This window comes from Celeribacter sp. SCSIO 80838 (assembly GCF_056498065.1).
Genome location: NZ_JAZKMA010000001.1, coordinates 680596 through 699916, shown reverse-complemented (window position 1 = coordinate 699916; position 19321 = coordinate 680596). Strand labels below are relative to the sequence as shown.

Annotated in this window: 19 protein-coding genes; 14 read left to right on the top strand and 5 right to left on the bottom strand. The window is 54.8% G+C overall.

What is annotated here, in order from left to right; genetic code table 11:
• Window positions 1-272: 272 nt before the first annotated feature.
• Window positions 273-3353 carry an AAA family ATPase gene (locus V1475_RS03375; protein WP_479411623.1) on the bottom strand — a complete coding sequence of 1027 codons (3081 nt, stop codon included), beginning with the start codon at window positions 3351-3353 and terminating at the stop codon, window positions 273-275.
• Entirely contained in the window at window positions 3350-4486 is a 1137-nt protein-coding gene (locus V1475_RS03370) for an exonuclease SbcCD subunit D (protein ID WP_479411622.1), read from the bottom strand. Before V1475_RS03370 ends, V1475_RS03375 begins: the two co-directional genes overlap by 4 nt.
• A gap of 72 nt (window positions 4487-4558) precedes the next feature.
• Here V1475_RS03370 and V1475_RS03365 point away from each other — a divergent pair, with 72 nt between their 5' ends.
• The 13 genes from V1475_RS03365 to V1475_RS03305 all read left to right on the top strand — a co-directional run bounded on the left by V1475_RS03365 (window position 4559) and on the right by V1475_RS03305 (window position 15897).
• Window positions 4559-5350, top strand: a complete 792-nt coding sequence (locus V1475_RS03365) for a BrxR family transcriptional regulator (protein WP_479411621.1) — start codon at window positions 4559-4561, stop codon at window positions 5348-5350.
• Window positions 5351-5439: 89 nt separating this feature from the next.
• Window positions 5440-6654, top strand: a complete 1215-nt coding sequence (locus tag V1475_RS03360; protein ID WP_479411620.1) for an SIR2 family NAD-dependent protein deacylase — start codon at window positions 5440-5442, stop codon at window positions 6652-6654.
• The gene (locus V1475_RS03355; RefSeq protein ID WP_479411619.1) at window positions 6651-8468 is read left to right on the top strand and encodes an ATP-binding protein; all 1818 of its coding nucleotides are present in this window, start codon (window positions 6651-6653) and stop codon (window positions 8466-8468) included. Before V1475_RS03360 ends, V1475_RS03355 begins: the two co-directional genes overlap by 4 nt.
• Window positions 8468-8677 (top strand): KTSC domain-containing protein, encoded by a 210-nt coding sequence (locus V1475_RS03350; protein ID WP_310457249.1) that lies wholly within the window; start codon window positions 8468-8470, stop codon window positions 8675-8677. The genes V1475_RS03355 and V1475_RS03350 overlap by 1 nt, the downstream gene beginning before the upstream one ends.
• A gap of 274 nt (window positions 8678-8951) precedes the next feature.
• A complete protein-coding gene (locus V1475_RS03345; protein WP_479411618.1) occupies window positions 8952-9206 on the top strand; it encodes a hypothetical protein in 255 nt (84 codons plus the stop codon).
• Window positions 9207-9279: 73 nt separating this feature from the next.
• Window positions 9280-9459 (top strand): hypothetical protein, encoded by a 180-nt coding sequence (locus V1475_RS03340; RefSeq protein ID WP_479411617.1) that lies wholly within the window; start codon window positions 9280-9282, stop codon window positions 9457-9459.
• A gap of 85 nt (window positions 9460-9544) precedes the next feature.
• Window positions 9545-9778, top strand: a complete 234-nt coding sequence (locus V1475_RS03335) for a helix-turn-helix domain-containing protein (RefSeq protein ID WP_479413948.1) — start codon at window positions 9545-9547, stop codon at window positions 9776-9778.
• Between the two features lie 407 nt (window positions 9779-10185).
• Complete coding sequence (locus V1475_RS03330) at window positions 10186-10521, top strand: Tn7 transposase TnsA N-terminal domain-containing protein (protein ID WP_479411616.1); 336 nt, start codon at window positions 10186-10188, stop codon at window positions 10519-10521.
• Window positions 10518-12659, top strand: a complete 2142-nt coding sequence (locus V1475_RS03325) for a Mu transposase C-terminal domain-containing protein (RefSeq protein ID WP_479411615.1) — start codon at window positions 10518-10520, stop codon at window positions 12657-12659. Before V1475_RS03330 ends, V1475_RS03325 begins: the two co-directional genes overlap by 4 nt.
• Window positions 12652-13611 carry an AAA family ATPase gene (locus tag V1475_RS03320; RefSeq protein ID WP_479411614.1) on the top strand — a complete coding sequence of 320 codons (960 nt, stop codon included), beginning with the start codon at window positions 12652-12654 and terminating at the stop codon, window positions 13609-13611. Before V1475_RS03325 ends, V1475_RS03320 begins: the two co-directional genes overlap by 8 nt.
• Complete coding sequence (locus V1475_RS03315) at window positions 13608-15284, top strand: TniQ family protein (protein WP_479411613.1); 1677 nt, start codon at window positions 13608-13610, stop codon at window positions 15282-15284. Before V1475_RS03320 ends, V1475_RS03315 begins: the two co-directional genes overlap by 4 nt.
• A gap of 104 nt (window positions 15285-15388) precedes the next feature.
• A complete protein-coding gene (locus tag V1475_RS03310) occupies window positions 15389-15691 on the top strand; it encodes a hypothetical protein (RefSeq protein ID WP_479411612.1) in 303 nt (100 codons plus the stop codon).
• The gene (locus tag V1475_RS03305; RefSeq protein WP_479411611.1) at window positions 15679-15897 is read left to right on the top strand and encodes a hypothetical protein; all 219 of its coding nucleotides are present in this window, start codon (window positions 15679-15681) and stop codon (window positions 15895-15897) included. Before V1475_RS03310 ends, V1475_RS03305 begins: the two co-directional genes overlap by 13 nt.
• Before the next feature lie 86 nt (window positions 15898-15983).
• On the opposite strand, the gene V1475_RS03300 is transcribed toward V1475_RS03305, so the two are convergent.
• Both V1475_RS03300 and V1475_RS03295 read right to left on the bottom strand, forming a co-directional pair.
• On the bottom strand, window positions 15984-16913 hold the full coding sequence (locus V1475_RS03300; protein WP_479411610.1) for a hypothetical protein: 930 nt from the start codon (window positions 16911-16913) through the stop codon (window positions 15984-15986).
• On the bottom strand, window positions 16913-17614 hold the full coding sequence (locus tag V1475_RS03295) for a hypothetical protein (RefSeq protein WP_479411609.1): 702 nt from the start codon (window positions 17612-17614) through the stop codon (window positions 16913-16915). Before V1475_RS03295 ends, V1475_RS03300 begins: the two co-directional genes overlap by 1 nt.
• Between V1475_RS03295 and V1475_RS03290 the strand changes: the two genes are divergently transcribed.
• Window positions 17613-18674 (top strand): hypothetical protein, encoded by a 1062-nt coding sequence (locus tag V1475_RS03290; RefSeq protein WP_479411608.1) that lies wholly within the window; start codon window positions 17613-17615, stop codon window positions 18672-18674. The genes V1475_RS03295 and V1475_RS03290 overlap by 2 nt on opposite strands.
• A gap of 1 nt (window position 18675) precedes the next feature.
• Here V1475_RS03290 and V1475_RS03285 read toward each other — a convergent pair whose 3' ends face one another.
• Window positions 18676-19311: a hypothetical protein gene (locus V1475_RS03285; RefSeq protein WP_479411607.1), complete on the bottom strand. Its 636-nt coding sequence runs from the start codon at window positions 19309-19311 to the stop codon at window positions 18676-18678.
• Window positions 19312-19321: the final 10 nt, after the last annotated feature.

The window sequence follows — 19321 nt, the reverse complement described above, 5'->3', positions numbered from 1 at the left end:
GTCTTCGTCGCGCCGCCTGCTCAGGCCTTCACCAAGATGCAGACACGGGTGTTTAATACGTGTTAGGCCTTTGCCGCCCTCAAAATGGACCCACCCTCCTCTGGGCATGCCCACGCTTACGATGTGCGCCCCGCATATTGGACAAGTCCGCCTGAAGGAGGCGCCCTTTTTGCTTTCACGATCGCCCCGAACTGCCCAACCGCCGCGGACGGATACCGTGTGCCCCGACGACAGACGGCGGGTGTGTGCCTTCCGGTAATACCAACGTTCCGTCATCCCAGCCCCCTCCTTTCCTCGACCCGGCTGCCGCTTGGGGTTGAACGCACGTAGAAGCCTTGTGGAATAGCATCTTGCACCAGCCCGACGTGCGAGATCAGGCCGACGGCCCGGCTGCCCTCTGTCAGCGCAGCAAGAACTTGGATCACCTGATCCAACGTGCCTGCCCCATTCTCGGTGTCGAGACTCCCGAAGCCTTCATCGATAAAAATTGTGTCCATCCGGATCTTGCCCGAAAGGCTCTCGACCACATCAGCTAGCCCAAGCGCGAGGGCCAGTGCCGCGATAAAGGTTTCGCCGCCTGATAGCGTTGCTGTCGGGCGCGCCTTGCCGGTGTTGATGTCGAAGACCTCGATTTCGAGCCCACGCTTGCCGCGACCGCCAGATGCCTCGAGTCCACGCGTTAGCCGGTAGCGACCACGTGTCATAGGGTCGAGCCTCATATTCGCCGCCTCGAGAACCTGGTCGAACATTGCTCCGATCGCGAAGGTCTCGAGTGTCATCTTGAAATCGTTCTTGCCGTTAGCCAGATCAGCCAGCCCCCGGAGCGGACCGGTCTCAGTTTCAAGCCGCTCGGTTTCGGTCAGAGCCGCGGCAAGCGATTCCTTGAATTTGGTCAGTGACGATACATCCGTTCTCGCTGTGGCAAGTGCAGCGTTGGCCGCGTTCAGGGTCTGGATGGCGTCTGCCAACGCCAGCTGAAGCGGGGCAAGATCCGGGCGTTCACGATCTGCGCAAGCGGCTATGGCGTTCTGCAATGTCGTGCGCGCAGCGATCAATCCATCGCGGTGATCGGTCACCTTCTTGCGGTCGGCGTCGAGAGTCGGGAAATGGCTCTTGCAAGCATCATATCGCGCTTTGTCCAGCCCGACCTCGGCAAGCCGAGCGTCAAAATCACCTTGGGCCTTTTTCACGCGCTGTTGCTGCGCGTCGCGCGCCCGCTTTGTTGCTTCAAGCTGCTCGTGCGCACGGGTGAGCGTTTCACTGGCGGCTCGGTCCTGTTGCGTCGCCACTTCCAGCGCCTGAGAGAGTTGCCTTTGCTCTCTCTGCAAAGCCTCCCGTCGAGCGACAACCGCCTCGGGCGTGCGCAGACCTTCCGGCAGAGCTTCGATCACTGTGTCCAGCTTGGCGCGCGCGCCGGCAAGAGCGGTCTCGGCCTTTCCCGCATCGGTGCGCGCCGTAGCCTCGGCAGTTTCAGCCTCGGTCAGTTTCAGCTTGAGTTGGGCCAATTGCTCGGCCATCGCGTCTAAATCGACCGCTTCTCCAAGCCCGGCGACGTCGCCTTCAAGCCGTGCGATTCCAGCTTTGAGTTCCACCAACGTGCGCTCAGGACTTTCCTGTTCCTCCAGCGCCCGCTTCTTTTCGTCGAGCCGCATTTGAAAATTGCTGAGTTCGCTTTCTGCCCGAACTCTGGCTTCGGAGGCAGTTCTCGCCAGAACCTGCGCGCTCCGAAACGCTTCGGTCAAACCGGATTGTTCGGGCGTGCCATGGGCAGGCGCAGGATGATCATGGGAACCACAGACAGGGCAGGGCGCTCCTTCGGTCAACTTTTCGGCCAGAATGATCGCTTGCGTGCGCGAAAGTCGTGCCTCCGCTTCTACCAAGTCCGCGTCAGCGGCTCGCGCCGCGTCAGTTCTTGTCGCCAGTTCGTTCGATGCCTCATCGACATTTCGTTCAGCATCCGCGACAGCTTCTTGCGCCTTAGCATACGCTGCTGCCTTGACCCTTTCTCGGTTGACCTCGTCCAACTCAACGGTCAGCTGGCCTCGATCCGTTTCGGTCTTTCGCGCTTGATCAAGCGCCAGATCAGTCGCATCGCGCTGAGACTTGAGCTTCTCTCGGGCAACTATGGCCTCGGTCAGAGCCTTCTTCGCTGAAGCTTCGTCCTTCGCAGCGTCGTCAAACGCGCTTCTAAGAGCCGCTGCTTGACCGACCTGGTTCTCGATCGCCTCCAACCTTGTCAGGTCAGCCTGAACTTGCTGCCGCCGGTCCTCGCCCGACTGTGCCTCAAAAAGTTTTTTTCCCGCCACCTCCTTCGCGCCAGTGGCGATGTCTAGTTCCGCCTCGACCTTTGTGACAGCCTCCACCGCATTCCGGCTTTCCTGCTCCGCATCGCGCAAAGCCGTCTCAAGATCACGGGCCTGCATGGCATTCCGGACAGCCTCAATCCGCTTGGCCAATTCTTCGACCTCGGCCGTTTTCTTTTCTAGATCATCGAATGCCTGCTGTGCCGTATCGACAGCAGAAAATGCTTTCTCGATTTGCTCGCCTTCGGTCAGAGCTTTACGCGCGGCTTCGGTAGCCATCGCCGCGCCGTTCTGAATTGCCTGCTTTTCTTCGACTTTTGTTTCGGCTGCGGCAATCCCGAGTTCCAGCGCTTCGGCGCTCTCGAAGCCACGTTCCTCGAGTCGAGCCACGTAGAGAGCGCGCTGGTCGCGCAACGCTCGTTCTGCCTCTGAGGCTTCTTCTTTCAGCCGTGTGGCGAGATCGCGATAGATCTTCACGTCGAAGAGATCACGTAATATCTCGACCCGCGCATCCGTTTTTGCGGCTAGGAACGTCTCGAACTTCCCTTGCGGTAAGAGCACGATCTGTCGAAACTGATCTGCCCCGTAGCCAAGCAGCGCCTCGACCTGCTGCCCCACTAGCGAGACCTTCTTTTCCGCAATGACACGGCCAGACTGACTCGGACCAAGAGTGTCCACCGGAATCCCGGTGACGTCGAACAGCGAGGCTTCCGCCGCGTCCTCAGTGGTCCCTTCACCGCGTGCCTTTGGACGTTCCTGCGCCGGACGACGACGGATCAGGTAGGTCTTGGCGCCCAGCTCAAAGACAAATTCGACTTCGGTAGGTAGATCCGACGCGGCGTGATCCGAGCGTAGTGAACGTGGTTCCTGATCAGTCTTGGTCGGCGCCCCGAATAGCGCGAAGGACATCGCCGAAAACAGCGTCGACTTTCCCGCGCCGGTCTGACCATAGATTCCAAACAGACCCGTCTCCAGCGCGGACCGGAAATCGACTACCTCGGTTGTCGCAAATGGCCCGAAGGCTTGAAGCGATAGGCGAATGGGTCTCATGCCTGCTCCTCCCCGGAGGCTACTGCGTGGAGCTTTTCCGCGACGATCGCGACTTCGGTGGCGTTTGGTTCCAGGCCGCGCACAACCTTCACGAAGTCGCCAATCATCTCGATCGGCGTGACCGCGGCCCGCCCACTGCCGAGCGCCTTGGTCTCCGCAGCGCGCTCCTGCCGGGCATAGGCCAGATGGCAAGCATTGGGATAGGTCGCGCGTAACCGCTTCATCGGATCGATCAGAGGGTTTTCATCCGTGAGGATAGCCTGGATGAAGTCATCAGACGGCGTTCCTTCCAGAAGATCCGAGAATGCCCCGGTAAGCGAGCGAACCTGCCGGATCGGTCGGAACGGTACGATGCGGATCTCTACCCCTTCAGCTTTCATATCGACGACAGTCATGGATTTTTGGTTTCCCACCTCGTCGAACCCGAAAGCGAGTGGTGCGCCGGAGTAACGAATATGGCTCGCGCCCACTTCCTGCGGCTTGTGCAAATGCCCCAGTGCAACATAGTCCGCCCCATCGAAAACATCGAAGGGAACAGTTTCGATGCCCCCGACTCGCGTCAGGGCGCGCTCGGTCTCGCCGACCGTACCCCCCGCGACGAAAGCATGGGCCACGACGACCCAACGCGCCCCATCAGGCACCTGCCCCCTCGCCGCAGCGATCTGGGCGGCAACTACCTCCGCCGGCGCACTAATGCTTTCATCCCCGAACACCTCGCGTGCGGCGTATTCATAGGAAAAAGGCAGTGCGGAAAAGGCGACCTCGCCATGCGCGTCACGCAGCACCAACGGCGCTTCCACCGCATCGGCAATCCCGCACACCAGCACACGAGACGCGGTGGAAAAGACAGACATTGCCTCGATCCGGTCGCCAGAATCGTGGTTTCCAGAGATCATAACCACAGCGGCTTCGGTCTCCTCTTCCACGCGTTTGAGGAAGCGATTGAACTGCCGGATCGACGAATTGGGCGGCGAGGCGCGGTCAAAAACGTCCCCGGCGATGACAAGAACATCGGCCCGTTCGGCCACAAGCGTTTCAAGGATCTGACTCAGGATGACCTCATGATCCTCCTCGAGGCTCAACCCCATGAACTGCCGCCCCAGGTGCAGATCTGCCGTATGAAGTATTCGCATTAGATCAATCCATTTTCTATACGTATATTAAATGTATGGACTTCACTTCAGGAGTCAAGTATTACTCGCCACATGAGCCTAGAAGACCTCAAACACGCGCAACGTGAGCGAATTTTGTTCCTCGACCAATGCCTGACCTGGAGAGGTCAGGCGAACCGTCGTGACTTGATGGAACGATTCAATATCTCGATGGCACAGGCTGCCGTTGACTTTCGAACCTATCTATCGCTGACGGATACTCCGCCAGTCTACGACGCCGGGGAGAAGGCTTACTTCTCGACCGGCGACCACTGCGCATTGACTGAGGCTGGCCCGGAACAAGTCTTCGAATTGGTTGATGGCAAGGCGACATCGCTTGGCGCGAGCATCCCGCTTCCCAATCGCGTGATGGATCCCACCGTCGTCGCACAGCTCTACCGCGCCATGAACGGCGAAAGAGACATCCAGATTACCTACACCTCGATGACAAGCGGCCTCTCCGACCCGCAGTGGATCAGTCCAGTTCAGTTTCATTTTGACGGAGAGGCAATTTATCTCCGCGCCTGGAGCTATAATCACGAGGCGTACCGCGATTATCTCCCAATACGAATAGCGAAACAAATCGAGATGAAAACGCGTGAGAGGCCTGCTCCCCTTCCTCTTGACACGGACTGGAACAGTTTCGTCCGCTTGTGGATATGTCCGCGTTCGGGCCTTTCGGATGCGCAGGTGCGCGTTGTGCGGCGGGAATACGGATTTCAGGAGAAAACACATATTGCAGTAAATACTCGAAAGGCGCTCGCGTTTTACGTCATAAGGCGATGGCGCCTCGATGACGAAAAAGCTCGGCTCGAATTAGATAGGATGGAAGAATTGGATGCGTAAAGTACGTCCTACGCGAAAACATTGCAAATTCAATGCTGATCAGGCTGTTATAAGACAGTGGTCCAGAGCAAGCGTTGAGGGGGTGCAAGTTGACTGTCAGTGTTCATAATCCCGATCAGTATATGGCGGCGCTTAGGACGATCGTCGCGCAGGGCCGCAAGCGGATCGGGCTGTTGGTTGGCGCTGGAGCTTCTGCCGGAATGGCCAAGCCCGATGGCACCTATCCGCTCATCCCCGCAGTTGTGGGGCTCACGGACCAAGTTCTCACAACACTTGCCCCAACCTATCAAAAACAGATTAATGGCCTGAAAGCCGAACTCGCGCAGCACGACATCGAGACGATCCTTTCGAGGATTCGCTCTCTGAGCCAGGTGATTGGTTCGTCGAAAGTCCACGATCTCGACGGCCCAGGCTTTGCGACTTTCGGAGAAGCGATCTGCTCCGAGATAGGCAAGATCGTGGACGTCCGATTGCCAGAGACCGGATCAGCTTATGCAGATCTCGTGAATTGGATCACGGGCACAACGCGTGACTATCCGGTCGAGATTTTTACCACGAACTACGACTTGTTGTTCGAAGAAGCGTTCGAATCCGTACGTGCGCCGTACTTCGATGGCTTCACGGGTGGTCGCGAACCATTCTTCGACCCCGTCTCAGTGTCGCGTAGTGATCTTCCCGCGCGCTGGACGCGGCTATGGAAGCTCCATGGATCGCTCGGCTGGCGCGCCAGCGCGAAGGGCGAAGTGATCCGCACGGGCCAGAGCTCGGCAAGTCACCTCGTCTTCCCCGAACACCTGAAATACGATCAAACACAGAAAGCGCCCTACGCAGCGTTGCTCGATCGCCTTCGTACATTCCTGCTCATCCCCGACACGCTACTCATCTCTATTGGATTTTCTTTTGCCGATGCACACATCGCGGCCCGGATAGATGAGGCGCTCGCAGCCAATCCATCCTCCAGCGTATTCGCATTCCAGTACAAGATTTTAGATGAAGAGGGCCCGGCGTGCGACCTCGCGCGCCGTCTGCCTAACTTTAGCGTCTATGCACGCGACCAGGCCAAAGTGAACGGCACGCGCGGCGCATGGAGAGCTCCGACCGAACTTCCGAGCAAGGATTGGGGGCCGATAAGGTCGACCTACATGGACGACCAAGGAAACTTCACGCTCGGTGCAATAGAGCCGTTTGCTCGCTTCTTCGCGGCATCACGATCGGTTCAAGCATTTCCGACACAACCGGATCCAGCAGCAATTGCAGCGGAGACGCCATCACCGACAGCCACCACCGTGTTGGAGGTCGAATGAACGCCCCTACACTTCTCGGCCATGTAGGCTCTGTCGCAGGTTCGACCGTAAGTGTACGTCAGTTCGAAGGCGTTGCTTCGGGCATTGCGATCATCGGAGGACGAAGCTACCGGGTAGGTCAGGTCGGCAGCTTTGTGCGGATACCACAGGGGTATCATGATCTTTATGCTATCATATCAGAGGTCGGGGCAAGTGCGACACCGGTGACGCTAGTCGATGCGCTAGACCGCGGCGAACGATGGCTGACCGTTCAACTTATTGGCGAGATTGTCGAGGCCTCGTTTGAGCGAGGCATCAGCCAGTATCCGAACGTCAACGATGAAGTGCATCTGGTCACAGAGGAGGACCTGGCCAAGATCTACGGTGCAGAATTTTCTGGACAAGTGATTGTCGGTCGACTTGCTAACGCAGAGAGCATCCCGGTCCGCCTGGACCTCGACAAGCTAGTCACGCGCCATAGCGCAGTGCTTGGCTCAACTGGGTCGGGCAAGTCCACGACCGTCTCTAGCTTGTTGCGGTCAATTTCGGCGCCTGACGGAGCAGGCTTTCCGAGCGCGCGCGTCCTCTTACTCGATATCCACGGCGAATATGCCAGCGCACTCGCCGACAACGCTGAGATTTTTCGGATCACACCCGGCGTGGGCGAGAAGCAGCTGGTCATTCCCTACTGGGCACTACGGCCGGCCGAAATACTCAACTTTCTGTGCGGGAAGTTGGATGATCGCGCGACAACAGCAATACTCGACAAGATCTTCGCAGCCAAAGTCGCGATTGCTCAAACAGACAAATTGCCTGGTGTCGATCTGAATTCGATGACCGTCGACAGCCCTATTCCGTACAGCTTGCGAAACCTGTGGCTCGAGCTAATCGAACCAGAAATCAAAACCTGGCTCGATCAGGCCAAGACACAACCGGCGATCATGCAACCCGGCGACGCGGCCACGCTTCGCCTGCCAACCTACCAGCCGCACACAACAACGAATTCGGCGCCTTACCAGAACAACATCGGTGTTCTCGGAATTCGAAAGCAGCTCGACCGAATGCGATCGCGTATGCTCGATCGCCAGTTCGAGTTCCTGCTCAAGCCCGGAAAATGGGAGCCTGACCTGACGGGCCACGTGACGAATGACCTTCCATCCCTCCTCGAAAGTTGGATCGGCCACGAAAAAGCAATAACCGTGCTTGATCTTTCGGGTATTCCCAGTTCTGTCCTCCTAGATTTGATTGGCGCGATTCTGTCGATTATCTATGAGGTACTCTTTTGGGGTCGCGAACGCGATGAGGGCGGTCGAAAGCGGCCTCAGCTCGTCGTTATGGAGGAAGCTCACCGGTATCTTGGACGAGAATCCGACAACCCTGCGCGGGAAATGGTTCAGAGAATCGCGAAGGAAGGACGCAAGTTTGGTATCGGTGCAATGATCGTCAGCCAGCGTCCTTCGGAGATCGACGACACCATTCTCTCCCAGTGTGGGACTTTTGTCGCGTTGCGCCTCACCAATTCTACTGACCGCAGCAAGGTACAAGCCGCTTTGCCCGATAACCTGAGCGGTATCGCCGATAGCCTCTCGGTTCTAAGGACCGGCGAAGCGATAATAACCGGTGAGGCTGCACGGCTTCCAGTGCGCTGCCGCGTTACTCTGCCACCCAAAGACCGGCGCCCAAACAGTGAAGATCCGCTCGTAGCAGAAAGCTGGAAGCGCCCCCGAGGACCTGAAAACTATGATGATCTTGTCGCAGTCTGGCGTGCGCAGGATCCAAAGTGGAAGCAAACAAAAGTAGGCGAGAACGAAAACGCGAACGAGGGTGGAAATTGATGGAACGACAGCCTGTAACATCCAGCAACTTGGCCGAAGTCGGGTATGATCACGAATTAGAGACGCTTGAGGTCCAATTCAAACATGGCGGTGTTTATCAGTATTTCAACGTGCCTCCCTTCATGTACGAGCGTCTCATGTCCGCTGACTCACTAGGTCGATTTTTCAATGCTGAAATAAAGGGGCACTACCCCGAGGCGAAGATCTAGCGCGCTGCATTGAAATGATTTTGGGCTTTCCAAGCGAAGATCGGCGTTGATCCGATCCACATAGCCGCGATCACCGACATCGACCCGGAAAAATTGACGCGAAGACTACTAGTGGCGGGTTTTGGGAAGTTCCGCCGCGACGTCGATCCGCGGGCGAACGACCGCTCTGGGCCGTTATGACCATTTACTCCGCAGCCACAGCGAAAATGTGCAACGTAGCTTGAGATCAGAAAGCACTTGGGCAAAGTTTCTGTTTGCATGCTAAAGTTCCCATATGAAAATTCATCCTATCTGGTCTCGTCTGAAAGCTTTTATGCCCGCACTGGCGGGTTCGGCCTTCGTTATTTTGATTGTGGTTGCATACGAGCATTCAAAAGAAAGGCAGCAACAAAAGCGAGAAGAAGAGGCGCAGATCTATTGGTGTCGCGCTCTCGCGAAAAGCGTTGCGGAGGGACAAGTCGAATTGCATGACTTCCTCGCGACGCGTTGTCCGGCGAGCTTCCTTAGCGATGATTTGGGATCACCCTAGAAAATTCCACCCACACCATCATGCGGCCATGGCGGATGTGTTCCGTTCGTGCACGTTTCTAAATGGGACACCAATGGCTGCATCGGAGGGCCTGGAAGGGCAAATCTTTGGTGCTGGTTTCTGGGTTGCCTCGATCAATGAGGATGTTGGGCAAGAAATTTCGTCGAAACCCGTTTTTGACTCGAAACGCGGTCTTGATTTAAAACTAATTCTAGGGGCCCAAACTCAGTATCGCATTGAAAACGCTTATTAATTGTTGACTTTTCCGCTTGCTTGCCGATTCGCATTCAGATTTAAGACGGGTGTCCGAAAAAACTTTACGACTGGCGAAAAACCCCATGAACAAGCCTGTAAATACGCAGCACGAAGATCTGAAGCACAGACTCAGGCTACGTGGCTCATCGTTGTCTCAGGTCGCCCGGCTCATCGGAGAGCGTCCCTCAACGGTCACTCTCGTGAGCCAAGGGCTTAGAAAGTCTGATAAAATTCAGGAAGCGTTGGCACAAGCTGCCGGTTGTTCGCCTACGGAGCTTTTCCCGGATCGCTATCAAGATGATGGGGGGATTAAATGACCCGCTAGACCCACAATCTTCCAAGGGGAAATGAAAAAGACCTCCCGATCGCCAAACCAGGGAGGCCGTTTCATTGGTATCGATTTTCCACTTTCGACGCCCTTGTGTCCCCCAAAATCAACGCAAAGTCAATCCGCCGGGAGGTTTCTCGGCGGAGCAGAATTCTTATTGAACAAGGGCGGCAAAATGCACTCGCCCCATGCTGAAACAGCATGGGAATGGAGATGCTGTGCCGAATTCAAATGTGCCACTCACACGCCTACAACGAACCTCTTCGTAGCCGCGCAACACGCAATGTCATGAAGCCATCCCGCGCCTCTAGCCGCGGCTTTCTGCCTCTTATCTTGCCCAAAGATGGAAGGCCTCGGACAATTTTCTATGAGAGCATCCTTGAGAAGCGCTTTCTAATGCTCATGGCGGTGAGCGGCGACCTGTTCGACATTTGGGAGCAACCCACGGAAATTCGATATCGCAGGCCAAACGGCAGGATCGGGCATCACATCTTTGATTTTCTGATCACGCTCATGTCCGGGGAACGGATTGCCGTGGCGATCAAGCCCTTGGAGCGGGTCTGGCAGCGGAATTTTGAGCGCGAGCTGGAATGCATCGCATCGCACATGCCCAAAACCTTTGCCGATAGCTTGATGCTCATTACCGACCGGGATCTCGATGTTCAGGCAGCCAATGCGGCCGGCCGGGACCTCATGATGCGAAACCGCTCTTTGATGGGAGTGGCAGCATGACCGAGAGATTTCATATTACTGGAAATGATCAGGTCACTTTGTTCCAGCGTGCATTGCGGCTGAAACGGTATGATGACGCAGGTTATGTCTTCGATGAATTAGACAAACCCGGCCTCACGCACAGGATCGGTTTCGCTGAATTTACGCACCTGTTGGCCGGGCCAGATATGATCCTGCAACGCGATTTCTTTTCGCCGGGAAACCGACTGCGGGAGATCAAGCATGGGGAGGCTGGGGCGTTAACCCGCGCGCAAGACGACGAACAAATGACTGCGCTTTGGCGAAAGGCCTGTGTGGATGCGTTTTACACATTGTATCTGCAGGGAAAGGTGAAGCGAAAAGATGTGTGGATTACGCCTGTCGAAGCTGAACTTCGATTATTGGCGGAAGATAATTTTGGCAGGGCCTATCAGGAGGCCAAGGCCCGCGCAGGTCAGAGAATTGAGATACCAAAATTCCCGAAGCCCCGCACTTTGCTGAAATGGGTACGCAACTATGAGAATGCTGGCTACCATATCGATGGTCTCGTCAGCCGGTACTATGCATGCGGCAATCGCCATCGCCGTTTCAACGCAGAAGAATTGGCATTCATCTCCCGAGTGGTCGATCTGTACGCATCAACGCAAAAGCCAAATAAGGCAAAGGCGGTCAGAAAGACGATCAGCCTCTTTCATGATGAAAATGCCTGCCGGAAGGCAGAGGGGCATCCTGAGCTGATGGTTCCATCACAACGAACGGTGAGGCGTTTCTTGGACCGCGTTAGCCCCTACTATCTGGATGTGAAGCGTCTCGGCATTGATGCGGCCAATCGAAAGCATATCTTCCGTACATCCGGTTTGGATGTGCAGATGCCCCTAGAACGCGTGGAGGTGGATGAAAACAAGCTCGATGTTATCTCACTTTTCGCCACAACCGGGCTTTTGGATTTGCTCCCGGCTGATCGCCTCGAAACCTTGGAGAAAGGCCGGCGGTATCTCTACCTGTTCAAAGACTGTGCTACGAAATGCGTGCTGTCTTTACGCCTCGCCGCCTCACAGAACGCTGAAGATGCCATTCGAGGTCTGAAAGATGTGCTGAGAGACAAGACGGCGGTTGCGCAGGCGTTCGGCTGTACGGCGCCGTGGCATATGCGAGGCCGTCCCTTCCAAATTGTTGCCGATCATGGTGTCGCATTTACAGCTGCCAACTTCAAACTGGCATGTGAGCGCATCGGCGTGGGGTTAGAGCATCCACCTGTTGGTCAACCTGCCTTCCGCGGAAATGTCGAAAGCATTTTCCTGACATTGGGGCACGAGCTGATGCCGCACCTGATCGGCAGGACGTTTTCCAACACGAAGGAGCGAGGCGACTATCCTGCCGAATATTTGGCGAGCCTCACAGATGATCAGCTGATCATGACCATCGTGAGCTATATCGTCGATATCTACCACAGAACCCCACATTCCGGATTGGGGGGAGAAACACCCTTGGATGCTTGGGAACGGCACAATCAGGCGAATAACATCCCAACTCCGCCTGACGGCCATGAACTTCGGGCCGCTTTTGGTCGCCCCTTTGAACGTACGCTGAACAAAAGCGGCATTACACTTTTTGGCATTGACTATTCCTGCGACGAACTCCGGGATGCCTATCTGCATAGCCCGACGCGCAAAGTCACGGTGCGTGCCGATCTGGATGATCTTGGCTGGGTGTCCGTCAGTGTCGGCGGGCAAACCGTTCCCGCACGCGCCAATGAACAGATATTTTCCGGAATGAACTATGCCGAATGGCAGGAAATCCGGCGAAATATTCGGCAAACCCATAGGGCAAATGCGGAAGTTCATATCGAGCAGATCAGGCGCGCCTATGATCGCATTGATGGCGAGGTCCGGAAGGCCATGCTGCGCAATGAGTGTACGCCGTTCTACATCAAGGATGAAGATGTTCTCCGGAACGAACGCTCGATGCGGCTGACCATCCGAAGAGATGAGGTTGATCCCGACGCGCCTCTGGAAAATCTGATTTCTCCGCCAGAGTTGCCAACCAATCCTTTAGCGCGTGGAAAGAGAATTTCGCCGAAACCGTACACACCGGATGATCCAGACACTGCGCCGGGGACGCCCGCACCGAAGAAACGTTGGGGGTTTAACGATGACTGATCTGCATGCGAGCCATCCCGACACGGCGGAAACTCTGAGTGCATTGAATGCGCGTTTCGTTCAGCATGAGCGCTATGATCAGCTTTTTGATCTCGCACATCGACTGGTCTCTTTGCGTTTGGCGGATTTGCGTTCCGGGCGGGTTACGGAAGGCTTGAGCCTGGCGCTTACCGCCGGTTCTGGCAGCGGAAAGACCACCGCGATGCGGCAACTGGTCCGGGCAATCCAGAGGGAACTGTCCCTTTCCGACTATCCGCAGGCCAAAATCATCAGTGTCAGTGTGCCGTCGCCCGCCACTCTCAAATATGTGGGGCTGCGAATTCTGCACGCGCTTGGCTATGAACTGACCGCCGAGAGGCAGGCTTGGTACATTTGGGACAAGGTTCGGTTCCATCTGCGAGAAAGCCGTGTTCTGTTTTTACATCTGGATGAGGCGCAGGACCTCAACACGCGAAACTCGAAGAGTGAGTTGCCTCATGTCGCCAATATGCTCAAAACGATCTCTCAAGATGACGAGTGGCCCGTCGGCTTCTTCCTGTCCGGGACAGAGGGTCTGAAAGACATCATCAATTTCGACGCGCAATTGGGGCGGCGCATCAAGGGCATCCGCTTCGAACCGCTGAAGCTTCACAGTGACGCTGATGATGTGGTCGAATTGGTCGAAAGCTATTGCGAGGCAGCTGGCATTTGTTTGGAACCTGGTGCGGAGGAAGACGCTCTGGGTGAGCGGATCATCCATGCTGGTGCTTACGAATTTGGGCTGGCCATTCGACTTACGCTCATGGCGATCGAGAAAGCGCTTTACGCCGAAGTGGATTGCCTCTCCTGTGATCATTTTGCGACCGCATTCGAGGAGTGGAAAGGGTGCGGCGATGCCTTCAATCCGTTTCTTATCCCGGACTTTACACAGGTAGATCCTCGTAAGCTGTTTGGCGAGGAGGGCGACCTATGAGTTTCACCCGCGCCCTTCCTCTGTCTGTCCCGATCATACCCGGTGAAACGGCGACCTCTTTGGCTAGCCGTCTCGCGCATCGGAACGGAACGCCGCGCTTGATTTCGTTCTGCACCGATCTGGGCATAGATTACTTTCGACTTAGCAACGGCGATGTCGATGAGATCCGGCATGTTGCGGTATTGGCCGGTCAGGACGCAGATATATTACAGTCCAACACACCATCACTTTCCGAGCAGGACTGGTTCCTGCTCGGTGAAGAAACCATAAAATTCACAGTGTTTCAGCGCACGAAGCCGCAAATCTGTCCGATGTGTCTAGAAGAAGCACGTCAGAACTTTGGGGCACCATTTGCCTATCAACTTGGCATCTGGCAGCTCACCTCAGTTCGTACTTGCCACAAACACCGCTGCTATTTGCAAGAGTTGCCCAAAGCGCCATCGGGGAACGATCATTTCGACATTGCGAGCCTGGCACTGGGTGCAAACCTCATATCCCCAAGCTTTCCTGACCCAAAAGACCTTGAGCTTGAGCGGTATTTATTGAGGCGCATCGCCGGGCAAAAGGGGAACGACTGGATCGATACATTGCCCATTCACGTCGCCGCGCAGACGTGCGAGTTTTTCGGTTTGCTGCTGCTCAATGGGCCAAAATCCAAACGGCATGAGACCAGCCCGTCAGAGTGGCTAAAAGCGGGGCGGATCGGCTTCAGCTTTCTGCGCCAAGGACCGCAGGCGCTGATTGAGAAAATGGATGAACTAGAGCAAAATAGGCCCGACGACACCTCGCTCTACATTGCGCGCTATGGTGTCTTTTTCGAGTGGTTGCGTGATCGGGATACCGACCCGCATTTCGATGACCTACGGGACTTGGTGCGCAAATTCATTTTTGAAACGTTTCCAGTTCCAAAGGGCGGACAGGTCCTTGGGAAGAAGAATCCGAAACGCCACAAGTATACCTTTGACAGTCTGGCTAAGGAAAAACGCCTCAACAAGGCGCAACTCGGTTATATGCTTTTGGACCTCGGATATGTGAAACGCTGCGAAGGGTCATCGCATTTTGCCCCTATCGGCTATATCCCCGCAGCAATCGGCGACGATGTCGCCGGAAAACTCAAAGCGCTTCGTACGCCAGCACAGGCCGCGAAGAATATGGGGATATCCAAGCCGGTACTGGATGCCCTGACCCAGAACGGCGTGATCGAAACCTATTTCAAGCATCCGCAGGCTGTTCCCGTTTACCACCCCAGTGTCATCGCAGAGTTTTGGTACAAGCTCAGGGATACATTTGAGTCCTATGCGGACATGGAAAAGCGCGGCAAACCAATGAACATTCGTGACGCCGCACGCGCATGCAAAATGCCGCTTTGGCAAGCTCTTGCGCTCATATTGCACCACCCAATCCCGGTCACCAAGCGAAGCCGGTATCACAAGGGCTTCGAGGAACTGAGAGTAATTGCGTCCGACTTGACTGACATTCTTACCAAGGTGCAACAGCAGGTCACACCCGTGCGAGTAGCAGCCAAGGCATTGGGAACTGACGCCGAGGGTATCTATACGTTGATGGCCGCCGGTAAGCTGGCCGAACAACGTCCCGAAGAAAATGATCGGCATACCCGGGATCGCTTGATTTATTGTGAAAGCTTAAAGGATCTTCTGAAATCACGTGATTGAACAGGCAGAAGACAGGCATGGGCAAGGCCCACGGAAACTCTTGCCCATGTCGATCCTGTTATGCATGTTCTGGGACCAAGTATTTTTCATGAATGGATTTCGTTTTGACGATCATTGATGTCATCGATTTGCTGGATCGCTTTCAGACTTCCATTGTTGGGGTCATCGGCTTTTTCGGCGTCATCTGGACTTTGAGAGCAAATGCGAAGCACGACAGAGAGACGCACGATCGACAACTGGCAACCAAACGCCAAACACTGCGACGCATCCTTGCAGCCGAGTTTCGGAATTATGCGCGCGCTCTGAAGCAAAATCTCGACGCCCAACTCCGGACAGCGAATTTATTTCGATTGGAAGGGTGCGGAGGCTTCTTTCTGACAGCCTGTCATCTGATTTGGGTCTGCTGAACCTGGATGAAGTCGATATTATCGTGAATGCGATAATTAGCCTTGATGGAATGAACCATTTCCTTGCGAACCATGCTGTCGATATCTCAGAAACACGTTTTCTGATTCCAGCCACAATGTGGGGCGAGGTCAAATATTGCCTAGCCACGACAAAAGATGCTTTGGATGGGGCTATTGAGGCTTTGGCGCTGACGGGTGAAGTTTGAAGCCGGAGTGTTTGTGGCGGCAAAGCATTCTGAGATGTTAACTTCGCGGGGCTAAGCGTGATTTTATGCCATCTTGGCGTATTCACTTATCGCTTGGTCAAAGTACGGCGTATTCGCGTAGTTGCACGTCGAAGAATTGCGTGGCGCCCGTCGTTTTGGTGATTGAGTGAAAATTGCAGCAACGCCAAACTCACTGGGATGAGAATAGATAGGGCGAGTACGATAGGGCTGGAGAGAGCTCGATCAATCCAGTTCGGTGAAATGTAAATCGGCTTGCGCCCTCCAAAATAGGAAATCTCCACTTCAGGTTTTCCCAGTTCGGAAATGGCTGACACGAATATAGCACCACTTTCGCTTAGGGCCGGCAGCAGAAACCCATAACTTGTCTCCTGTTCACCTTGCTCAATAGACACAAGTTCACCACGTCGCAGCTCTCCTGATTTGATGCCCTCAGTTGTCTGAGACAACAAAGACCGCTCACGGAATTCGTATCGCCCAGACAGCAGAAGATTTTTCTCACCGGAACTTGCGACATTCCCAATTTTAATATCCCCCGAGAAGGAGAGCGCTCCGATGTTGTTCAGCTTTTGACTTGGTAAAATAATACGCGTCTGATCTTTGAACCCGTTTTGGTTTTCAATGATGAGATGCCATGGATTTCCTTCCGAGCCGGACACAATTGTTGTTCGCGCGGCCTCATTCCAATGGATGGAAACAACCTCTTTGATCGCCTGATACCGGCGCAAATCGCAGGGGCCAGCGCCGCTAGAGGCACTGCGGTCGATAGTGTCGAGAGGCACGCAGGAGGTGACCTCACCGAGGTCCCAATAATCGGATTGCCCTGAGAAAAGAATGTTCAGGCTACGCGTTTCGGCTTCGATGACAACGGTGTGGCGAGCACCGAGACCAAAAGCAAAGATAAGCAAAAGCAGAAAAACGAGACCCGCAACAATTGATTTTATATATTCCCGACCGTCGGACTGAGACGCGTCAGATGCGATTTCTGCGTCTTGCATTATTCGCCCACCGGGTAGATCACGAATTCTACTTCACGTCCCATTTCGCCATTCTTGAAAGAAACGGTTCCGGCCTTCAGTGGCCCAGTTGCTGACAAGTTTGCGGGGAGCGCGCAGATCGTGTCAAAAGCCGTTCGATTTGCAGCATCAGATTGCTCGCAGGCGATATCAATCATGTCGGGATAATCCGGGAAAAACAGGTAGGTTTCCTCAGACCGTGACGTGTTCAAAAGCAGATATGTATTCTGGTCACTCTGCTCCCCCCAGAAAACTGTGCTCGTCTGATCGCCACCAGTCGCACAATCCCCCTTGGTCAGTAGAGGTGCAATTTTTTTTGTGCCAAATTCCTTGAGCTTTGCAGGCGTTTCACTCGGATAGACCAACGAAACCAATCCTCCCGGCCATTGCTCGGACACCGAGTAGTCACCAAGGCTTTGATAAAAACCATCAACACTCACAACCGAAAGACATATTGTCTGTCCCGCCCAATCCTGCGGAACATAGGCCTCTACCGGAATGTCATCGGCCCTGCGGGGATAGGAACCGAAACGCGCCATGCCAACAACGCGCGCGCCAGAAATCTCTGCCGCCGATTTTAACACCTCATGGAAGCTCTTCGGTGCGAGCTTCTCTTTACTTTCGCTTTGAGCAAAGGCGATAGTCGGTGCAAGGATCACGGCAAAGATAATTCTCGACAACATGTTCAATCGCTTTCAAAAACGTCTTTCGCTTAGCTTATGCGTTCTTTTCGCAGTTATCACCCCTGTTTTTGCCCAAACCGTCACGGTGCAGAGCGGGAATGAGACCGGGCATGGGCATCTCATAAAACACGGAACCACATGCTACCTTGTTACGCCAAAGCATGTCGTGGCCCAGGGACGGCGCGCGACCGTGTTTTCATCGGCCCCAGTTGAGCATGCTGGCGTGCTCATCGAGAAACCATTTTGGGAGGGCATGGATCTTGCCCTTGGGATTGTGCGAGGCGCGGTTGAGAGCCGATGCAACGCGACCCTCGATGATTTTTCCAGCAAAGTCACGATCGCCGATGGGCGTACCGTTCAGCTTCTGCGCGTGCGCCCCTCTGGTGACGTGGAAAAAGTAGATATGCAGATAACGCGGTCAGACTATCTGACCCTGGACGCACGCATAACCTCCTCAGGGCAGGAGCTATTCAAAGGCACAAGCGGCGCGTTTCTGTTCGACGGAGATCGTCCGATCGGCATGGTGATCGAAGCTCTCTCTTCGACAGAGGGTCGTTTTATGAGGATCGAAGAAATTCATATGAATCTGGAACGCCGCCTCAACCGCAGCGTGGGCTTTCAGGTTACAACCTCTGTGCCACAAACGGCCATGCCTCAATCCACCAACATGCTGCCCGCCAGCTTTGAAGCCGCAACGGTGCCCCCGCTTTTCCCGGATGTCTCGGAGGAAAATATGCTGGGTGATGGCGCCTATGTGTTTCAGTTGACGCGTCCCAACCGTATTGCGTTCAAACTAAAGGGCACGGATGCGCACTCTCTGCGTAGCGTCACAATCATTTCCGATCCGGAGGGAGATTACGCCTTGCCGAAAGGCATTCGGGTTGACGTCTCTTCCGCTCCTGACGGATCTCGCCCGCGCCCCTTTGGCACGGGAGAGATGGGGCCGGATGGTCTCTTTGCCCTAACCCGATCCCCGACATTGGCGCGATGGGTTTTCATCACTGTGACTGGGGCTTGGGAAAGCGGCCCTGTCGGAATTGAAGGTGTGGTATTTGAATGAACTAACGCAATGGGATGGTGATACGAACATCGACTGCTTTGTTAGCATATTGTGTAACCATAGCAGTCAGGGCACCTTGATCTAAATATTCCATTTCGTACCACTTGGCATCGGAAGAGCGATACTGAATATTCTCTCCGACAATACGTAGGAAGCAACCGCGATAAAACTGTTCTACAGCATAACAATTCTCAGCCTCTTGAAAGCCTGTAATGTCAATTGTCGTCACAGCGTACCCCTCGCCATTAGGTACAAGACTATACACTCGACCCATTACGTATTCTAATTTTTCTTGGTCCGCTTTCTTCCCGTCAAACTGCAATTCGAGCCTTGGGGAACTGTCTAAAAAGGCCTTAATGGCTTCGTTTCGCACGACCTTATCTGGGCTGTAGAGACCATATTCCAAAGCGATCTGAACCAGCTCTTCGTCGCCTGATTCGAGCATCATTTTCATCGCGGTTTGCGCACGGGTTGGATCAGGGTCGTTTAGGAGTTCGGCATATTCGTTACCCTTGTTCATCTCGGCATCGATCTTTGCCTTGAGATCATCAACGGAAAAAGATTGGGCAAAAAGCGCACTTGTTCCGAGGGACAGAACAATTGGAAGTGCCAACTTAAAGGCATGAGAAAAGCTCATGAACTTCTAC

Excerpts from the sequence above, each read along its gene's own strand:
- V1475_RS03285 (WP_479411607.1), bottom strand. The coding sequence starts at position 19,311 with ATGAGCTTTTCTCATGCCTTTAAGTTGGCACTTCCAATTGTTCTGTCC.
- V1475_RS03290 (WP_479411608.1), top strand. The coding sequence starts at position 17,613 with ATGTTCAATCGCTTTCAAAAACGTCTTTCGCTTAGCTTATGCGTTCTT.
- V1475_RS03300 (WP_479411610.1), bottom strand. The coding sequence starts at position 16,913 with ATGCAAGACGCAGAAATCGCATCTGACGCGTCTCAGTCCGACGGTCGG.
- V1475_RS03330 (WP_479411616.1), top strand. The coding sequence starts at position 10,186 with ATGCTCATGGCGGTGAGCGGCGACCTGTTCGACATTTGGGAGCAACCC.
- V1475_RS03350 (WP_310457249.1), top strand. The coding sequence starts at position 8,468 with ATGGAACGACAGCCTGTAACATCCAGCAACTTGGCCGAAGTCGGGTAT.
- V1475_RS03340 (WP_479411617.1), top strand. The coding sequence starts at position 9,280 with ATGGCTGCATCGGAGGGCCTGGAAGGGCAAATCTTTGGTGCTGGTTTC.
- V1475_RS03325 (WP_479411615.1), top strand. The coding sequence starts at position 10,518 with ATGACCGAGAGATTTCATATTACTGGAAATGATCAGGTCACTTTGTTC.
- V1475_RS03295 (WP_479411609.1), bottom strand. The coding sequence starts at position 17,614 with ATGTTGTCGAGAATTATCTTTGCCGTGATCCTTGCACCGACTATCGCC.
- V1475_RS03315 (WP_479411613.1), top strand. The coding sequence starts at position 13,608 with ATGAGTTTCACCCGCGCCCTTCCTCTGTCTGTCCCGATCATACCCGGT.
- V1475_RS03370 (WP_479411622.1), bottom strand. The coding sequence starts at position 4,486 with ATGCGAATACTTCATACGGCAGATCTGCACCTGGGGCGGCAGTTCATG.
- V1475_RS03345 (WP_479411618.1), top strand. The coding sequence starts at position 8,952 with ATGAAAATTCATCCTATCTGGTCTCGTCTGAAAGCTTTTATGCCCGCA.
- V1475_RS03365 (WP_479411621.1), top strand. The coding sequence starts at position 4,559 with ATGAGCCTAGAAGACCTCAAACACGCGCAACGTGAGCGAATTTTGTTC.
- V1475_RS03355 (WP_479411619.1), top strand. The coding sequence starts at position 6,651 with ATGAACGCCCCTACACTTCTCGGCCATGTAGGCTCTGTCGCAGGTTCG.
- V1475_RS03335 (WP_479413948.1), top strand. The coding sequence starts at position 9,545 with ATGAACAAGCCTGTAAATACGCAGCACGAAGATCTGAAGCACAGACTC.
- V1475_RS03375 (WP_479411623.1), bottom strand. The coding sequence starts at position 3,353 with ATGAGACCCATTCGCCTATCGCTTCAAGCCTTCGGGCCATTTGCGACA.
- V1475_RS03320 (WP_479411614.1), top strand. The coding sequence starts at position 12,652 with ATGACTGATCTGCATGCGAGCCATCCCGACACGGCGGAAACTCTGAGT.